This window comes from Hyphomicrobium sp. MC1 (assembly GCF_000253295.1).
Classification (GTDB): Bacteria; Pseudomonadota; Alphaproteobacteria; order Rhizobiales; family Hyphomicrobiaceae; genus Hyphomicrobium_B.
This window is the reverse complement of sequence record NC_015717.1, coordinates 2,233,475-2,248,060: the sequence shown is the minus strand read 5'-3', so window position 1 is coordinate 2,248,060 and position 14,586 is coordinate 2,233,475. Positions and strand designations below refer to the sequence as shown.

The window sequence follows — 14,586 nt, the reverse complement described above, 5'->3', positions numbered from 1 at the left end:
ATAATGGGGTTTACCATGCGCATCGCGCGCTTTTCGCTGCCGCTGCTGGCGACGATCGCCATGCTGGGGGGCTGCAGCAACGGCAACGGCGGGGTCGATAATACAAATACCGGTCTCGTCATAGGCAGCATCACTGGCGGCCTTCTCGGCAATTCCGTAGGCAAGGGCGACGGTAAAGTCGCAACCACAATCGCCGGCGCCGTCGTCGGCGGCATTGTCGGCAGCCAGATCGGCAAGAGCCTGGATGAACGCGATAGGCGCTATGCCCAGGAAGCCGAATACGACGCGCTTGAGCGTGGCCAATCGGGCGTATCGCGCGAATGGCGTGATCCCGACACCGGTAACTATGGCGAAATCGTGCCAAGCCGCCCCTACAAACGTGGTGTTGCCGACTGCCGCGATTACACCCATACGGTCTACATCGACGGCAAGCCGAAGCAGATGCGGGGAACCGCCTGCCGGAGTGCCGACGGTCAGTGGCAGTCTGTAGGCTGACGCACTGCAGCAAAACACGGGAAACATTTCCATAATTTAACCGGTCCGCGACAGATGGGCTGCCGCGAGCTTTGACTGCTTGCCTGGACCGGCGCGCGATCCTATTCCCTCCACAAAAGCTCGAGGATCGCGCGGCGATGGTTTTTTGGATTTTAGTGGCTGTACTCGTGGCGGGCGTCACGCTGGCCATCGTAAGGCCGCTGATGCGCCCTGCCGAGCCGGCCGGCGCTACCGCTGGCGCCGATGTTGCGGTCTACAAGGATCAGCTGAAAGAAATTACGGCCGACGAGGCGCGCGGCACCCTCGGCGCCGACGAAGCTGAAAGCGCCCGCGCCGAGATCGCACGCCGCTTGCTGCGCGTGACGCAGGACAACTCCAAATCCACGACGGCCGCTGAGGCGGCCATGCGCAACCGATTTATCGTTCCCATCTCGATTCTGACGTGCATCGCCTTGCCGATCGTCAGCCTCGCGCTTTATCTCGACTATGGCAAACCGGGCATGCCGGCTCAGCCGCTCAGCGAACGGTTGGCCGAAGCCAATGCGACCAGTACTCCGAACGATCTGATCGCCAAGGTCGAGCAGCGTCTTCGCGAGCATCCCGAAGACGGCAGGGGCTGGGATGTCATTGCCCCCGTTTACTATGCGATGGGCCGTTACGCTGACGCTGCTGATGCCTATCAGAAAGCCATCCGATTGATCGGCGAAGACCCGAAGCGCTTGCAAGGGTTTGCGAACGCTCGGATCCGGATGGAAAACGGCATCGTGCCCGACGATGCGCGCAAAGCGCTGCAGCGCATTCTCGTGCTCAATCCGAACGCCACAGAACCGAAAATCTGGCTAGCGCTTGCGAAGGAGCAGGACGGTCATCTGACCGAAGCAGCGGCTGACTATAAAGATCTGATCTCGAAAGCGCCTCCCGATGCTCCGTGGCGTCCGGTCCTGGTGGAGCGCCTAGCTAAGCTCGATCCGCAGAGCGCCGCTGCTTTCGCAAACGATAAGAGCACCGCAAACGCGCCCGCTGCGGCGTCCGGCATGCCGTCTGGTCCCGAAGCCGGGGCCGTCATGAACATGAAGCCCGAGGACCGCCAGGCGTTTATCACGCAAATGGTCGATAATCTTGCGGCACGACTTAAGACGGATGGCAGCGACGCGAACGGATGGGTCAAGCTCATCCGTGCGTATCAGGTTCTCGGCCGCCATGACGACGCCGTGAAAGCGCTAAACGATGCCCGCGTTTCTTTAAAGGGCAATCAAGGAGGGCTGGCCCAGGTCGAAGATCTGGCCCGTCAGCTAGGCCTCGGAAGTTGATGGCAACATAAGATCCGCTCAGGGTTCTCATGACACGCAAGCAAAAGCGCGGAGTATTGATCGGAGGCGGCGTCGCGACACTCGCGATTGCGCTGATCCTCGTGCTGTTCGCGCTGAAAGACAGTATCGTCTTTTTTCATACGCCAAGCGATATCGTCGAAAAGCACGTTCCGCCGGGGCAGCGCATTCGCCTGGGCGGCCTCGTCGAAAAGGGGTCCGTCATTCGCGGCCAGGGCACGACGATCAAATTCAAGGTCACTGATACGCTGAAGGATATCCCGGTGACGTTCACGGGCGTCCTGCCGGACCTGTTCCGGGAAGGACAGGGTGTCGTGACTGAAGGCGTCCTCGACGGCCACGGCGGCTTCAAGGCCGACACGGTGCTGGCCAAGCATGATGAAAATTACATGCCACGCGATGTCGCGAAGGCGCTAGAAGCAAAAGGCGTGAAGCTCGGCGCCAGCGCTCACCCCGATCAGATGAAGGCAGAGATGCCTTAGAAGGATAATGCCGTGATCGTCGAACTCGGACATTTCGCTCTCATTCTCGCACTGCTGGTTGCCGTCGTGCAGGTTGTCATTCCGGCCTTCGGCGCGGCAATCAAAGACGAGCGCATGATGCGCGTTGCCGAACCCGCCGCCATATCGCAGCTCTTGCTGATCGCGGTCGCGTTCTTCGCTCTGATGCACGCTTACGTGACGTCCGACTTTTCCGTGCTGAACGTTGCCGAAAATTCGCATTCGACGAAGCCGCTGATCTATAAAATGGCGGGCGTCTGGGGCAATCACGAAGGTTCGATGCTGCTCTGGGTGCTGATCCTGGCGCTGTTCGGCGCGGCCGTCGCGCTGTTCGGCAACAATCTGCCGCCGACATTGAAGGCCCGCGTTCTGTCCGTGCAGGCGTCGATCGCCGTAGCGTTCCTGCTCTTCTCGCTGCTGACGTCGAACCCGTTCGTTCGTCTCGATCCGGCGCCTTCGGACGGCAACGGCCTGAACCCGATCCTGCAGGACCCGGCGCTCGCGTTCCACCCGCCGTTTCTCTACACGGGTTACGTCGGCTTCTCGATCGCATTCTCGTTTGCAATCGCCGCTCTGATTGAGGGCCGCATCGACGCCGCCTGGGCGCGCTGGGTGCGTCCGTGGACGCTCGCCGCCTGGATGTTCCTGACGATCGGCATCTCAATGGGGTCCTGGTGGGCCTATTATGAACTGGGCTGGGGCGGCTGGTGGTTCTGGGACCCGGTCGAAAACGCTTCCTTCATGCCGTGGCTCGCCGGAACGGCGCTGCTCCATTCCGCGCTCGTGATGGAAAAGCGCGAAGCGCTCAAGATCTGGACGGTGCTGCTTGCGATCCTGACGTTCTCGCTGTCGCTGATGGGCACCTTCATCGTTCGCTCAGGCGTGTTGACGTCGGTGCATTCGTTTGCGGTCGATCCGGCGCGCGGCGTCTTCATTCTCGCCATTCTGGTGTTCTTCACCGGCGGCGGCCTTGCGCTCTTCGCCTTGCGCGCGAAGGATATGCAGGCTGGCGGTCTTTTCCAGCCGATCAGCCGCGAAGGCTCGCTCGTTCTGAACAATCTGCTGCTCGTCACTGCGACGGCGACGGTGCTCGTCGGTACGCTGTACCCGATGGCGCTCGAAGGCCTGACGGGCGAGAAGATCTCGGTCGGTCCGCCGTTCTTCAACATGACGTTCGGCCCGCTGATGATCCCGCTGCTGATCGCGCTGCCGTTCGGACCGATGCTTGCCTGGAAGCGCGGCGATCTGCTCGGCGCCATGCAGCGCTTGGCCTTTGCCTTCCTCGCGGCGCTCGTCACGATTGTCGCCGTCTTCGCCGTCGAACATCGCGGGCCTTGGCTGGCGCCGTTCGGCATTGCGCTGGGTGTCTACGTGATGGTCGGCGCCATCGTCGAATGGGCAAACCGCGTGAAGCTCGGTTCCGCCGGACGCGACGAAGTCATGCGTCGCGCATCGAACCTGCCGCGCTCGGCCTACGGCACGCTGTTCGCGCACTTCGGCGTCGGCATGCTGATGGTCGGCATCGTCGCGACCAGCGCCTACCGCGAAGAGCACATTCTGGCGATGAAGCCGGGCGATAAGGTCATGGTCGACGGCTATGAGGTGACCTTCGCCAAGGTCGAACGTGGCCGCGGTCCGAACTACACCGAGGACATCGCCGACTTTAACGTCAAGCGTAACGGCGAGACCATCGCGACGCTCCAGCCAGCGAAGCGCCTCTATGATGCGCCGCCGCAGCCGACGACAGAAGCCGGCATTCACGCGGCGTGGCGTGGTGACCTTTACGTCGTCATCGGTGACGGCCAGCCGGGTGGCGGTTACGCCGTGCGCGCCTACTTCAACCCGCTCGTCCGGTTCATCTGGCTCGGTGCGCTGTTCATGTTCCTGGGCGGCGGCATCTCTCTGTCCGACCGGCGGCTGCGTGTCGGCGCTCCATCGCGTTCGCGCCCCATCGTTGCGGTTCCGGCGGAGTGATGATCGTGCGGCGGCCCTTGGCAATTCTGGCGCTGGCAATTTGGGCGGCACTCGCTGCCACTCCCGCGGCGTTCGCCGTTCAGCCGGGCGAAATGCTCTCTGATCCGGCGCTGGAAAAGCGCGCGCGCAACATCTCGGCCGAACTGCGCTGTCTCGTCTGTCAGAACCAGTCCATCGACGACAGCGACGCGCCGTTGGCAGGAGACCTACGCCGCCTCGTGCGCGAGCGGATCATGGCGCATGACAGTGATCAGCAAGTGCTCGACTATATCGTCGCGCGTTACGGCGAATTCGTCCTGCTGAAACCCCGGTTCGAGCTATCGACGCTGCTCCTATGGCTAACGCCGATCTTGGTTTTGCTTGCCGGCATCGTATTGATGATCCGCGCTACCCGGCCGGCCGCTCCGACCACCGGCACGCCGTTGACGGAACAGGAAAAAGCCAAGCTTAATGAGATCCTTGCGGCCAAGGATCCGTAAGCCGTTTTGCGCCCCGGCGAGGCGTTAGATTACCAACAGTTAACGTCCCTGACATGCTGCCGTAACCCCGGTTCCGCTAGGCGTCATAGTAAGGCTCGCGAAGCCTGCCTTTCAGCTGGAGACCCTGGGATGCGATTTCCGCACCGCTTGTCGACGACGTTTTCTTCAAAATTGACTTCAAAGTTTGCCCCGGCATCGGTCGCGATGCTGGCTGTTACAGCGGTGGGATTTGGACTGGCGGTGCCGTCACACCCTGTGCTGGCCGAGTCCGGTGCCCAGACGATTCAAACGCCATTCGGCCGCGCGCCGCTCTCCTTTGCCGACATCGTCGACAAGGTGAAGCCGGCGGTCGTTTCAGTTTCCGTCATCAACGACGGCGGCGCCTCGAAGCTTGCTTCGAACGAGAAGGGCGATAAGGACAAGAAGAATTTTTCGCTTCCCGATCTGCCGCCCGATCATCCGCTGCATGACTTCTTCAAGAACCTGCCGAAGGAATTCGGCCAGGAAGCTCGCCCGAAGATCGTCCAGGGCCAGGGCTCCGGCTTCGTCATTACGCCGGATGGTTACGTCGTCACGAATAACCACGTCATCGACGGCGCCACCAAGATCCAGGTGAGCTTCGACAACGACGAGATGAAGTATGATGCGAAGCTGGTCGGCACCGACCCGCGCACCGACATCGCGCTCATCAAGATCGAAAGCAAGAAGACCTTCCCGACGATAAAGCTTTCCGGCAAGCCGCCGCGCGTCGGCGATTGGGCGTTGGCTGTCGGCAATCCGTTCGGTCTGGGCGGCACGGTCACCGCAGGTATCGTGTCGGCGCTCGCACGCGATATCGGCTCCGGCCCCTATGATTACCTGCAGATCGACGCCGCTGTGAACCGCGGTAACTCGGGCGGCCCGACCGTCAACCTCGATGGCGACGTTATCGGTGTTAACACGGCGATCTTCTCTCCATCGGGCGGCAACGTCGGCATCGCCTTCGCTGTTCCTGCAAATACGGTCGCCGAAGTCGTCAAGCAGTTGAAGGCCGATGGCTCGGTCAGCCGCGGCTGGCTCGGCGTCAAGATCCAGAACGTCGACGAAGATACCGCCGCCAGCATCGGGCTTTCCGAAGCGCACGGCGCGTTCGTCAGCGAAGTAACTCCGAACGGTCCGGCTTCGAAGTCCGGCATCAAGACTCAGGATGCGATCTTGCAGGTCAACGGCGAGAAGATCGCCGACAGCCGTGATCTTGCTCGCAAGATCGCCGAACTGGCGCCGAACTCGAACGTCGACGTCAAGGTGTGGCGCAACAATGCCGAAGAGACGATCAAGGTGAAGCTCGGCCTGTTCCCGAAGAACGCCGAAGCTGCGATGAATGGCGACAATAATGACGACAACAGCAACAGCAACGAAGATGACGCCAAGTCCGTCGACCTGAGCCAGCTCGGCATCACGTTGATGCCGGCACGTACCGGCAAGGACGCTCAAGGCAAGGATACGCAGGGCGTTGCCATCGCTGAAGTCGATCCGACGTCGGATGCGGCGGAGAAGGGCCTGAAGCCGGGCGATGTCATTCTTGAGGTCTCTGGCCAGGCTGTGTCCTCTCCCGACGACGTCATCTCCGGCATCAAGAAGGCGCAGGACCTGAAGCGCACCGCGGTTCTCCTGCACGTCAAATCGGCCGACCAAAAGCGCTTTGTCGCTGTTCAGTTGACCAAAAAAGGTTGAGGTAGCGCGCAATGACGAACTCGAGCAGCTCCGTCAACCAAACGGCGGGGCTGCCTCGACGTTTGGGGGACATCCGGTTAAACAGTGAGCGGAGAGAAGACGAAGGTCGGACACAAACCATGCGCGTGCTGGTAATAGAAGACGATAAAGAAACCGCGCTTTTCCTGCAGAAATCCCTGAAAGAGAACGGTCATACGGCTGATCTGGCTCATGATGGCGAAGCGGGCCTATCGATGGCGACCGACGGCGCCTATGACGTATTGATCGTTGACCGGATGTTGCCGCTGCTCGATGGCCTTTCGCTGATCAAGTCCCTTCGAACGGAGGGCAATCGAACCCCTGTGCTTATTCTGTCGGCGCTTGGCGAGGTCGATGACCGGGTCAAGGGCCTGCGTGCCGGCGGTGACGACTATCTGACGAAACCCTACGCTTATTCCGAGCTTTTGGCCCGCGTCGAGATTCTCGGCCGTCGGACGGCGCCGGAAGAGCAGCAAACCCGCTATTCCGTCGGCGACCTCGTGCTCGACCGGCTTTCTCATCGCGTAACGCGCGGCGGCGAACACATCCTGCTGCAGCCGCGCGAGTACCGTCTGCTTGAGTATCTGATGCAGCACGCCGGGCAGGTCGTGACCCGCACCATGCTCCTGGAGCACGTCTGGGACTATCACTTCGATCCGCAAACCAACGTGATCGATGTTCATGTTTCGCGGCTTCGGGCGAAGATCGACAAGAACTTCGACAAGCCGCTGCTGCACACGGTCAGGGGCGCAGGATACACCATTCGTGACGGCCCGGTTTGATCGCGTCGCAAAAGCGGCATCGACGACAACCTTCGGATTGAGCGCGTTGGCCGTAGCGTTCTTTTTGTTCGCTGCGGCAATCGTTGTCGGCTTCCTGTTCTGGCAGACGAACAAGCTCTTTACCGATCAGGTCCTCGCGACCCTGTCGGCTGAATCCCGCATTCTGTCATCCGAGTTGAAGGTTGGCGGCCAGATGAAACTGGTCGAGACCGTCACGGCGTTGTCGCGGCCGCAAGGAACGGGGCTCTATTATCTCGCTGACAGCACGGGAGCGAAGATCGCCGGCAACCTCAATCGCATTCCGCCGGAGCTGGAAGCCGACAGTCCTGGCGGAGTCTTCAATTACCAGCCGACGGACGACGAAGGGCCGTCGCATCTCGCCGTCGCCATTCCTGTCGATCTCGGCCCTAATCTCCACCTCATCATCGGACGCGACGTCGAAGATCAGCGCGCGTTCGCCAATTCGATCCGCTTTGTCTTTCTGCTTGGTTTCGGCGCCCTTTCGATCATCGGCCTTCTGGGCGGACTGGCCGTTAGCCGCCTCATCGTCAACCGCATGGATCAGATCACGGCCGCCAGCCGCCAGATCATGGAAGGAGATCTCTCGCGGCGCATTCCGACGACGGGCAGGGGAGGCGAACTCGACGCGCTCGCAAACAACCTTAACGAGATGCTGGAACGCATCGAGGGCCTGATGAATGGTCTGCGCGAAGTCTCAGACAACATCGCGCACGATCTCAAAACGCCGCTTAATCGCATGCGCAACGCCGCCGAAGCCGCTCTTCGCGATCCGCGCGGCGAAGAGGCCTATCGTGAGGGCCTTGAACGCACGATCGAAAAGGCTGACGACCTCATCAAGACCTTCAACGCGCTGTTGTTGATCGCTCGGCTGGAAGCCGGTCCGCTCGAAGACAGCACCGAGACGTTCGATCTCGGGCATTTCGTTGCCGACGTCAGTGAACTCTACGCTCCCGCCGCCGAAGAGGCAGGCTTCAACCTGACGATCGACGTCGAGCAGAATGTGTTCGTCCGCGGTAACCGGCAACTGATCGGCCAGGCCATCGCTAATCTCATCGACAACGCCATCAAGTATTCCCGTGGCGGTGAGCCTGGAAGCGCCATCACCGTGCGCGCCTATCGCCTTGATGGCCGGCCCGTGATCTCGGTCGGTGATCATGGCCCCGGCATCGACGAAATCGACCGCGAGCGCGTGCTGAGACGCTTCGTGCGGCTGGAAGCGAGCCGCACCAAACCGGGCACCGGCTTAGGGCTTAGCCTCGTTGCGGCGGTCGCCCGCCTCCATCATGGCGAAATCCGGCTTGAGGATAACCAACCAGGCCTGAAGGTCGTGCTTCTCCTGTCGCAAAGGTGTCTCGTTGCAGTGCCCGATCAGGAGGGTGACGCGGCACCCGGGCTTGCGGCACAATGAGGGGATGGATCAGTCTCTTCCCCCAAGCGTTGCCGAACGCATATCCGAATGGCCGAAGAGCCCCGCTGACGGTCGCGGCGCCGAACGCTTCCAATCCCTGAAGGCCGAAGCCGCGGCAGCCTGCCCGCAACTCGCAGAACTGCTTCTCAATTCCGATGTCGAAAATCTGCTGACGGGCGTCTTCGAAGGTTCGCCGTATCTGACGACGCTCGCGAACCGCGATCTGGCGCGCCTCGCACGTATTTTGTCCGAGCCTCCGGCCTCACGCTTTCAAATCCTTACCGACGAACTCGTCGCGGCAATGCAGGCGGCCTCGGACCTAGGCTCTGCCAAACGCGCGCTTCGCATCTACAAGTCAGAGGTCGCGCTCTTGACGGCACTGGCCGATCTTGCAGGCGTCTGGCCGGTGATGACGGTCACCCGGACCTTGTCGGACTGCGCCGACACCGCTGTCGGGACGGCTGTCCGCTTTCTGTTTCGACAGGCATCCACACGCGGACAGTGGCAGCCGCTCGAAGCGGAAAGTCCCGAACGCGACTCTGGTTACTTCGTGCTGGCCATGGGCAAGCTCGGTGCCTTCGAACTCAACTACTCGAGCGACGTCGATCTGACGGTCTTCTTCGATCGTGACAAGGCGCGGCTCGTGGGCGACGGCGACGTGCAATCGTTCTTCGTCCGGTTGACGCGCGATCTCGTGCTGCTGCTCGATGAGCGCACACCGGATGGATATGTCTTCCGCACGGATCTGCGCCTGAGGCCCGACGCCGGGGCGACGCAAATCGCACTCTCGACCGTTGCGGCCCATGGCTACTACGAAACCGTCGGCCAGAATTGGGAGCGCGCTGCGATGATCAAGGCCCGGCCGATTGCCGGAGACCTCGAAGCCGGTGCCGAATTCCTCTCCGAGCTGTCGCCCTTCGTCTGGCGCAAGTATCTCGATTTCGCGGCGATCGCCGATATCCACGCCATGAAGCGCCAGATCCACGCGCATAAGGCGATCGGACCGATCTCGGTCGCCGGACAGAACTTGAAGCTTGGCCGCGGCGGCATTCGTGAAATCGAATTTTTTGCGCAAACACAGCAGTTGATCGCAGGGGGCCGCCAGCCCGATTTGCGCGTCAGCAGCACGCTGGACGCACTGGCAGCGCTTGAACGGCGCGGCTGGGTGAAGGCTGACGTTCGCGCCGATCTTGATGATGCCTATCGCTATCTCCGCCGTCTGGAGCACCGCGTGCAGATGGTCGCCGATGAGCAAAGCCACGAAGTGCCGGGAGAGCCCGCAGCGCTTGAGTCTTTTGCGCATTTCGCGGGATATGCCGATGTGGCGGAGCTTTCCGCTGCTTTGCTACCAGTGCTGGAAACCGTCGAGAAGCACTACGACGGTCTGTTCGAAGAACCGCCGCAGCCGTCATCGCCTGCCGGTGCCAATCTCGTCTTCGCCGGAGCCAAGGACGATCCGCGCACGCTGGAAGAGTTGAAGCGCCTTGGATATTCGCAGCCGACACAGGTTCTGGCCATCGTGCGAGGCTGGCACCACGGCCGCGCGCCGGTCGTCAGGTCGCCACGTGCACGTGAACGCCTGACGGAAGTCCAGCCGCTGCTGATCGAAGCGCTTGCCGATACGGTCGATCCCGATGGCGCGATTGCGAGCTTCGACCGTTTTCTCGCCGAGCTTCCCTCTGGCGTGCAGCTTTTCTCGTTGCTGAAGGCTCAGCCAGGGTTGATCCGGCTATTCGCCGACATCATGGGCTCCGCGCCGCGCTTGGCTCACATCCTGTCGCATCGCCGGCGGCTATTGGATGCCGTGCTCGATCCGCAGGTTCTGGGCGGCGATTTCAATGGCGCTGCCATCGACGACGTCATTGTAAAAGCCTTCGCCGCTGCCCGCGCGACAAGCGACGGCGATCCGATGCAGGAGATCCTCGATACCGCCCGGCGGATCGGCAGCGAGCAGGCCTTTCTGGTCGGCGTCAGAATTCTTACCGGCAGCATATCGGCGACCGAAGCAGGCATCGCTTACGCAACGATCGCGCAGCGCCTGATCGCGGCCCTCCTGGGTGAGGTCACGCGCGAGATGGAGCAGGACCACGGCCGTGTGCCGGGCGGGGCTGCTGCCGTCATCGCCATGGGCAAGCTCGGTGGCCGCGAAATGACGGCGGCGTCCGACGTCGATCTTATCCTCATCTACGATTTCGATCCAGCCGCCGAACAATCGGACGGGGCAAAGCCGCTCGCGCCGCCGCATTATTACACGCGCCTGACGCAGCGGCTCATCACCGCCATCTCGGCGCGAACGGCGGAAGGAGCGCTCTACGAGGTCGATATGCGCCTTCGCCCCTCCGGTCAGAAAGGGCCTGTCGCAACGAGGCTGTCGAGCTTCACGAACTACCAGGCCAGCGAAGCCTGGACGTGGGAGCATATGGCCATGACGCGGGCCCGCATCATCGCCGGCTCACGCGAGTTGTCCGGACGTGTCGAAGCCGAGATTCGCAAGGTCCTGACGGCCAAACGCGACCGCGCCAAGATCGCCGCCGACGTCCTCGACATGCGCCGCCGAGTCGAAGCCGAGAAAGCGACCTCCGATATTTGGGATTTGAAGCAGGTTCGCGGCGGGCTCGTCGATCTGGAGTTCATCGTTCAGTATTTACAACTGGTGCATGCCGCCGAGCATCCGGCAATCCTCAACCAGACGACGCTCGTGGCCCTGGCTGCGGCCGCGTCCGAGGGTGTTATCCATAACGACGACTACCTGCTGCTGGCACATGCCGGTCAATTGCTGCACGATCTGACGCAGGTGCTCCGATTGACCATCGAGGGGCCTTTCGACCCGGCATCGGCGCCGAAAGGCCTGAAATTGCTCCTGGCCCGATCAGGAGATACAACCTCTTTTGAAGACTTGGAAATAAAGTTGAAACAAACGCTTGCAGACGTAGCGGAGGCCTTCAATCGGCTGATCGTCTAGGGTTTTTATGGCCCGGCGACGGATTGTGGCAGGCTGAGACGTTCTTGCGATAACCGACACGGAAAGCCGTCTTTCGGGCGGCAGCATCCGAGGCGTTGGAGCGCAAGGCAGGCGAATAGGATGTCGAGGGGATTAGTGGCGGCAACGAGGACGGATGGCACTCCGGCCGCACCGCGACCGGCGGCCGAAAGCCGAGCCGATGAGGCGATGCTCGTTGCCGCGGTCGGTCGCGGCGACGGCGACGCATTTCGCCTGCTGATGGCCCGCCATCTCGGAAGCATCGTTTCCGTGGCGCGCCGAATGCTGCGGGACGATGCGGAGGCGGAAGACTTGGCGCAGGAAGCTTTCTTGCGACTGTGGCGTTCGAGCGGAACGCTGGAAATTGGCCCGGCCGGCATTAGGCCGTGGCTGCGTCGCGTGGTCTCGAATTTGTGCCTCGACCGCGTGCGCGGTCAGGGGCGTGTGTCGGTGGTTGAAGAATTACCCGAGGTTCCCGAGCCCGCAAAACAGCTCGCCGGCCTCGAAAGTCAAGATACGCAGCGCCGGGTTGAAGCGGCGATGCAGAAACTGCCGGACCGGCAGCGCCTTGCGCTCACGCTCTTTCATTTCGAGGGGCTGAGCCAGATCGAGATCGGTCAGGTCATGGGAGTGTCGGACGAAGCTATCGAATCTCTGCTCAGTCGGGCGAGACGGCAACTGAAGACGGAACTGAAATCGGAATGGGAGTCGCTGCGAAATGATAGCGAACTCTGAAGTGCGGGAGACTGCAGACAATGTCACGCAATAGTTTAGGCCCTGTGGGGCTCGATAAACTGGAGGCGGCGCTCGATACGTACGGAGCAGACCGTACGCGATGGCCTGCACCCTTGCGTCTTACGTTATCGGGCTTGATTGCCGGCAATCCCGACGCCCACAAAATGCTGAAGGATGCCGAAGCTTTCGATCGGCTGCTGGACAAGGCTCCGCAATATGATGCGACGCGCCTCTCGAAGTTGAGCGACCGCATCGCGGCTGCAGCAGAACGTCAGCCGCGGCTCGTCACGAGCCGGGAGCGTTCGCCAGCGGCAGCTGTTCGGCCGGCGTGGCCCACGCTTCGCCGTCACCATGGCTTGGCCGCGACTGCTCTCGCTGCATCCCTCGTGCTTGGCGTATTCGCCGGTCAAATGAAGGTCTTCACGTCGACCGCCGATGCGCTTCTCGGTGAAGATGGCTCTTCGTCAACCCTCAGCCGACAGATTGCCTTTACGGACGACGGTGACAGTTTTGTAGACGGGGATCTGCTGTGACGGTCAACGTCGATCAATCGCGGCTGGCAGCGGATCGGCCGCGCTGGCTCTATCCGGGCTTTATTGCGTCGTTGGCCTTGAACCTGCTGTTCATCGGCTTGTTTGCGACCGCCGTTTGGCATCATCACGAAGAGGAGCGAAAGAGGGACGAAGGGTTCCTTGGTTTCGTCAAACAGTTGCCTGCCGACAAGCAGACGATGATCCGGCAAAAGGTGATCGAGGCGCGCGCGTCCATGAAAGGTTTGCGCGACAACGTGCGCAAGACGTGGACCGATGCCAACGCCCTGCTGACGGCCAAGCCTTTCGACAAAGATAAATTTTTGGCTGCACTCATGCAGCTTCGGATGGCCGAAGATGCTTTCAAAGGCGCGATCTATACGAGCGTCGCAAATACCGCAGGCGAGTTGACGCCAGACGAGCGCAAGCTTCTGCAGGAATGGCGAGCGAAGCGTCACGCATCGATGCTGAAACCGCCTGGACCGCCACGGCCAGACGACGACAGGGCAAAATAACAATAACGGCGGCGACCAAGTGGATGCCGCCGTTATGTTTTCTTCAGGCCGCCATGGCGAAAAGGTCAGCCTGAACCGCGCGCAGAAGGCGCACGCTTGCTGTCCACTCGCCATTTTCCGCAACTGAACTCGTCAGCTCGGCACCTGACAGCTCGCAGAATGTGCGCGCCAGGATAATTCCGAAGCCGTCTTCCGGCTGCACGTGGATGCCGCCGATCAGCGTCAGTGAGAGATATACGGCTTCGCTGGCGGCCTTCGTTTCAATCCGCAACACAGAGCCCGGAGCCGCACGGCGGCTGGCTTCTGCAATGAGGTTGATGAGCATCTGGCGAGTCGCCTGATGGTCGCCAACGATCTCGGCATCGCCTTTGACGTCAATCGCGATGGCAATCGACTGTGCCGCAAGATCGGGGGAAGCAAAGGCGCAGGCGTCGTCGACGATCGCCCGGATCTTGCTCGTCTCGCGAGCCCGCTTGCGCTCAGGAGCCGTCAGCAGCGCCGTGATCGCCAGCGCGTCTTCCGCCGACTTCAGCAGGATACGGCCACTCGTATGAATATCGCGGGCGTAGCCACTGTAGCTCGATCCGAGAGGCCCGAAAACTTCGTTCGTCATCAGCTCCGAAAAACCGAGCACGGCGTTAAGCGGCGTCCTGAGCTCATGGCTCATATGGGCCGTCAGCTTGGCCCAGGCCGCGCGATCCAGGCCTGGTTGTACGGCGGGCGTGCCCAGAAGCTCCGGGAAGCGCATCTGGCGTCCGGTATCGGCGTTAAAGGCTGAGCGGTGGTCCGGCTCGCTGCGCTTCTGCGTGGTGTCCGCGCCATCCCGCGCAAGCGGCTGCCACGGCAGCATCACGACCAGGGCGGCAAGCCCTGCGCCAGCCACAAAGAATACGGTCGAAAGCATATCGGGGCTGAGCTGGGGAATGACGGCGCCGGCTGCCGTCAGCACGGCGGCGAGAACCAGAAAGAGACCGCGGTTTGCAAAAGTCCGGTTTGCGGCGGCTGCGTAGAGTGCGCCGGTGTGTTGCGATCCAAAGCCGCCGAACGCGGCAATACTTCCCCGTTGAGGAACGGACCAAGTCCGAGCCATCCTCAAATTCCCCTGCTG

At 61.6% G+C, this 14,586-nt stretch carries 13 protein-coding genes; 12 read left to right on the top strand and 1 reads right to left on the bottom strand.

Annotation, left to right across the window (positions count from 1 at the left end; translation table 11 throughout):
• Positions 1-15: 15 nt before the first annotated feature.
• The 12 genes from HYPMC_RS10900 (at position 16) to HYPMC_RS10845 (ending at position 13,478) form a co-directional block, all read left to right on the top strand.
• Complete coding sequence (locus tag HYPMC_RS10900; RefSeq protein ID WP_024275914.1) at positions 16-495, top strand: RT0821/Lpp0805 family surface protein; 480 nt, start codon at positions 16-18, stop codon at positions 493-495.
• A 137-nt stretch (positions 496-632) separates the two neighbouring features.
• On the top strand, positions 633-1,805 hold the full coding sequence (gene ccmI, locus HYPMC_RS10895; protein ID WP_013947988.1) for a c-type cytochrome biogenesis protein CcmI: 1,173 nt from the start codon (positions 633-635) through the stop codon (positions 1,803-1,805).
• Between the two features lie 29 nt (positions 1,806-1,834).
• Positions 1,835-2,305 carry a cytochrome c maturation protein CcmE gene (gene ccmE, locus HYPMC_RS10890; protein WP_013947987.1) on the top strand — a complete coding sequence of 157 codons (471 nt, stop codon included), beginning with the start codon at positions 1,835-1,837 and terminating at the stop codon, positions 2,303-2,305.
• Positions 2,306-2,317: 12 nt separating this feature from the next.
• Positions 2,318-4,297, top strand: coding sequence for a heme lyase CcmF/NrfE family subunit (locus HYPMC_RS10885; RefSeq protein WP_013947986.1), 1,980 nt, complete (start codon positions 2,318-2,320; stop codon positions 4,295-4,297).
• Entirely contained in the window at positions 4,297-4,776 is a 480-nt protein-coding gene (locus HYPMC_RS10880) for a cytochrome c-type biogenesis protein (protein WP_013947985.1), read from the top strand. Before HYPMC_RS10885 ends, HYPMC_RS10880 begins: the two co-directional genes overlap by 1 nt.
• Before the next feature lie 129 nt (positions 4,777-4,905).
• Positions 4,906-6,489 (top strand): Do family serine endopeptidase, encoded by a 1,584-nt coding sequence (locus HYPMC_RS10875; protein ID WP_013947984.1) that lies wholly within the window; start codon positions 4,906-4,908, stop codon positions 6,487-6,489.
• A 119-nt stretch (positions 6,490-6,608) separates the two neighbouring features.
• Positions 6,609-7,289 (top strand): response regulator transcription factor, encoded by a 681-nt coding sequence (locus HYPMC_RS10870; RefSeq protein ID WP_029670984.1) that lies wholly within the window; start codon positions 6,609-6,611, stop codon positions 7,287-7,289.
• Positions 7,273-8,718 carry a sensor histidine kinase KdpD gene (locus HYPMC_RS10865; protein WP_013947982.1) on the top strand — a complete coding sequence of 482 codons (1,446 nt, stop codon included), beginning with the start codon at positions 7,273-7,275 and terminating at the stop codon, positions 8,716-8,718. Before HYPMC_RS10870 ends, HYPMC_RS10865 begins: the two co-directional genes overlap by 17 nt.
• Before the next feature lie 4 nt (positions 8,719-8,722).
• Positions 8,723-11,680 (top strand): bifunctional [glutamine synthetase] adenylyltransferase/[glutamine synthetase]-adenylyl-L-tyrosine phosphorylase, encoded by a 2,958-nt coding sequence (locus tag HYPMC_RS10860; RefSeq protein WP_244421019.1) that lies wholly within the window; start codon positions 8,723-8,725, stop codon positions 11,678-11,680.
• 120 nt (positions 11,681-11,800) lie between these two features.
• Positions 11,801-12,433, top strand: coding sequence for a sigma-70 family RNA polymerase sigma factor (locus tag HYPMC_RS10855; protein ID WP_013947980.1), 633 nt, complete (start codon positions 11,801-11,803; stop codon positions 12,431-12,433).
• A 20-nt stretch (positions 12,434-12,453) separates the two neighbouring features.
• On the top strand, positions 12,454-12,966 hold the full coding sequence (locus tag HYPMC_RS10850) for a hypothetical protein (RefSeq protein ID WP_013947979.1): 513 nt from the start codon (positions 12,454-12,456) through the stop codon (positions 12,964-12,966).
• On the top strand, positions 12,963-13,478 hold the full coding sequence (locus HYPMC_RS10845) for a periplasmic heavy metal sensor (protein ID WP_013947978.1): 516 nt from the start codon (positions 12,963-12,965) through the stop codon (positions 13,476-13,478). The genes HYPMC_RS10850 and HYPMC_RS10845 overlap by 4 nt, the downstream gene beginning before the upstream one ends.
• 43 nt (positions 13,479-13,521) lie before the next feature.
• On the opposite strand, the gene HYPMC_RS10840 is transcribed toward HYPMC_RS10845, so the two are convergent.
• Positions 13,522-14,568 (bottom strand): HAMP domain-containing sensor histidine kinase, encoded by a 1,047-nt coding sequence (locus HYPMC_RS10840; RefSeq protein ID WP_013947977.1) that lies wholly within the window; start codon positions 14,566-14,568, stop codon positions 13,522-13,524.
• Positions 14,569-14,586: the final 18 nt, after the last annotated feature.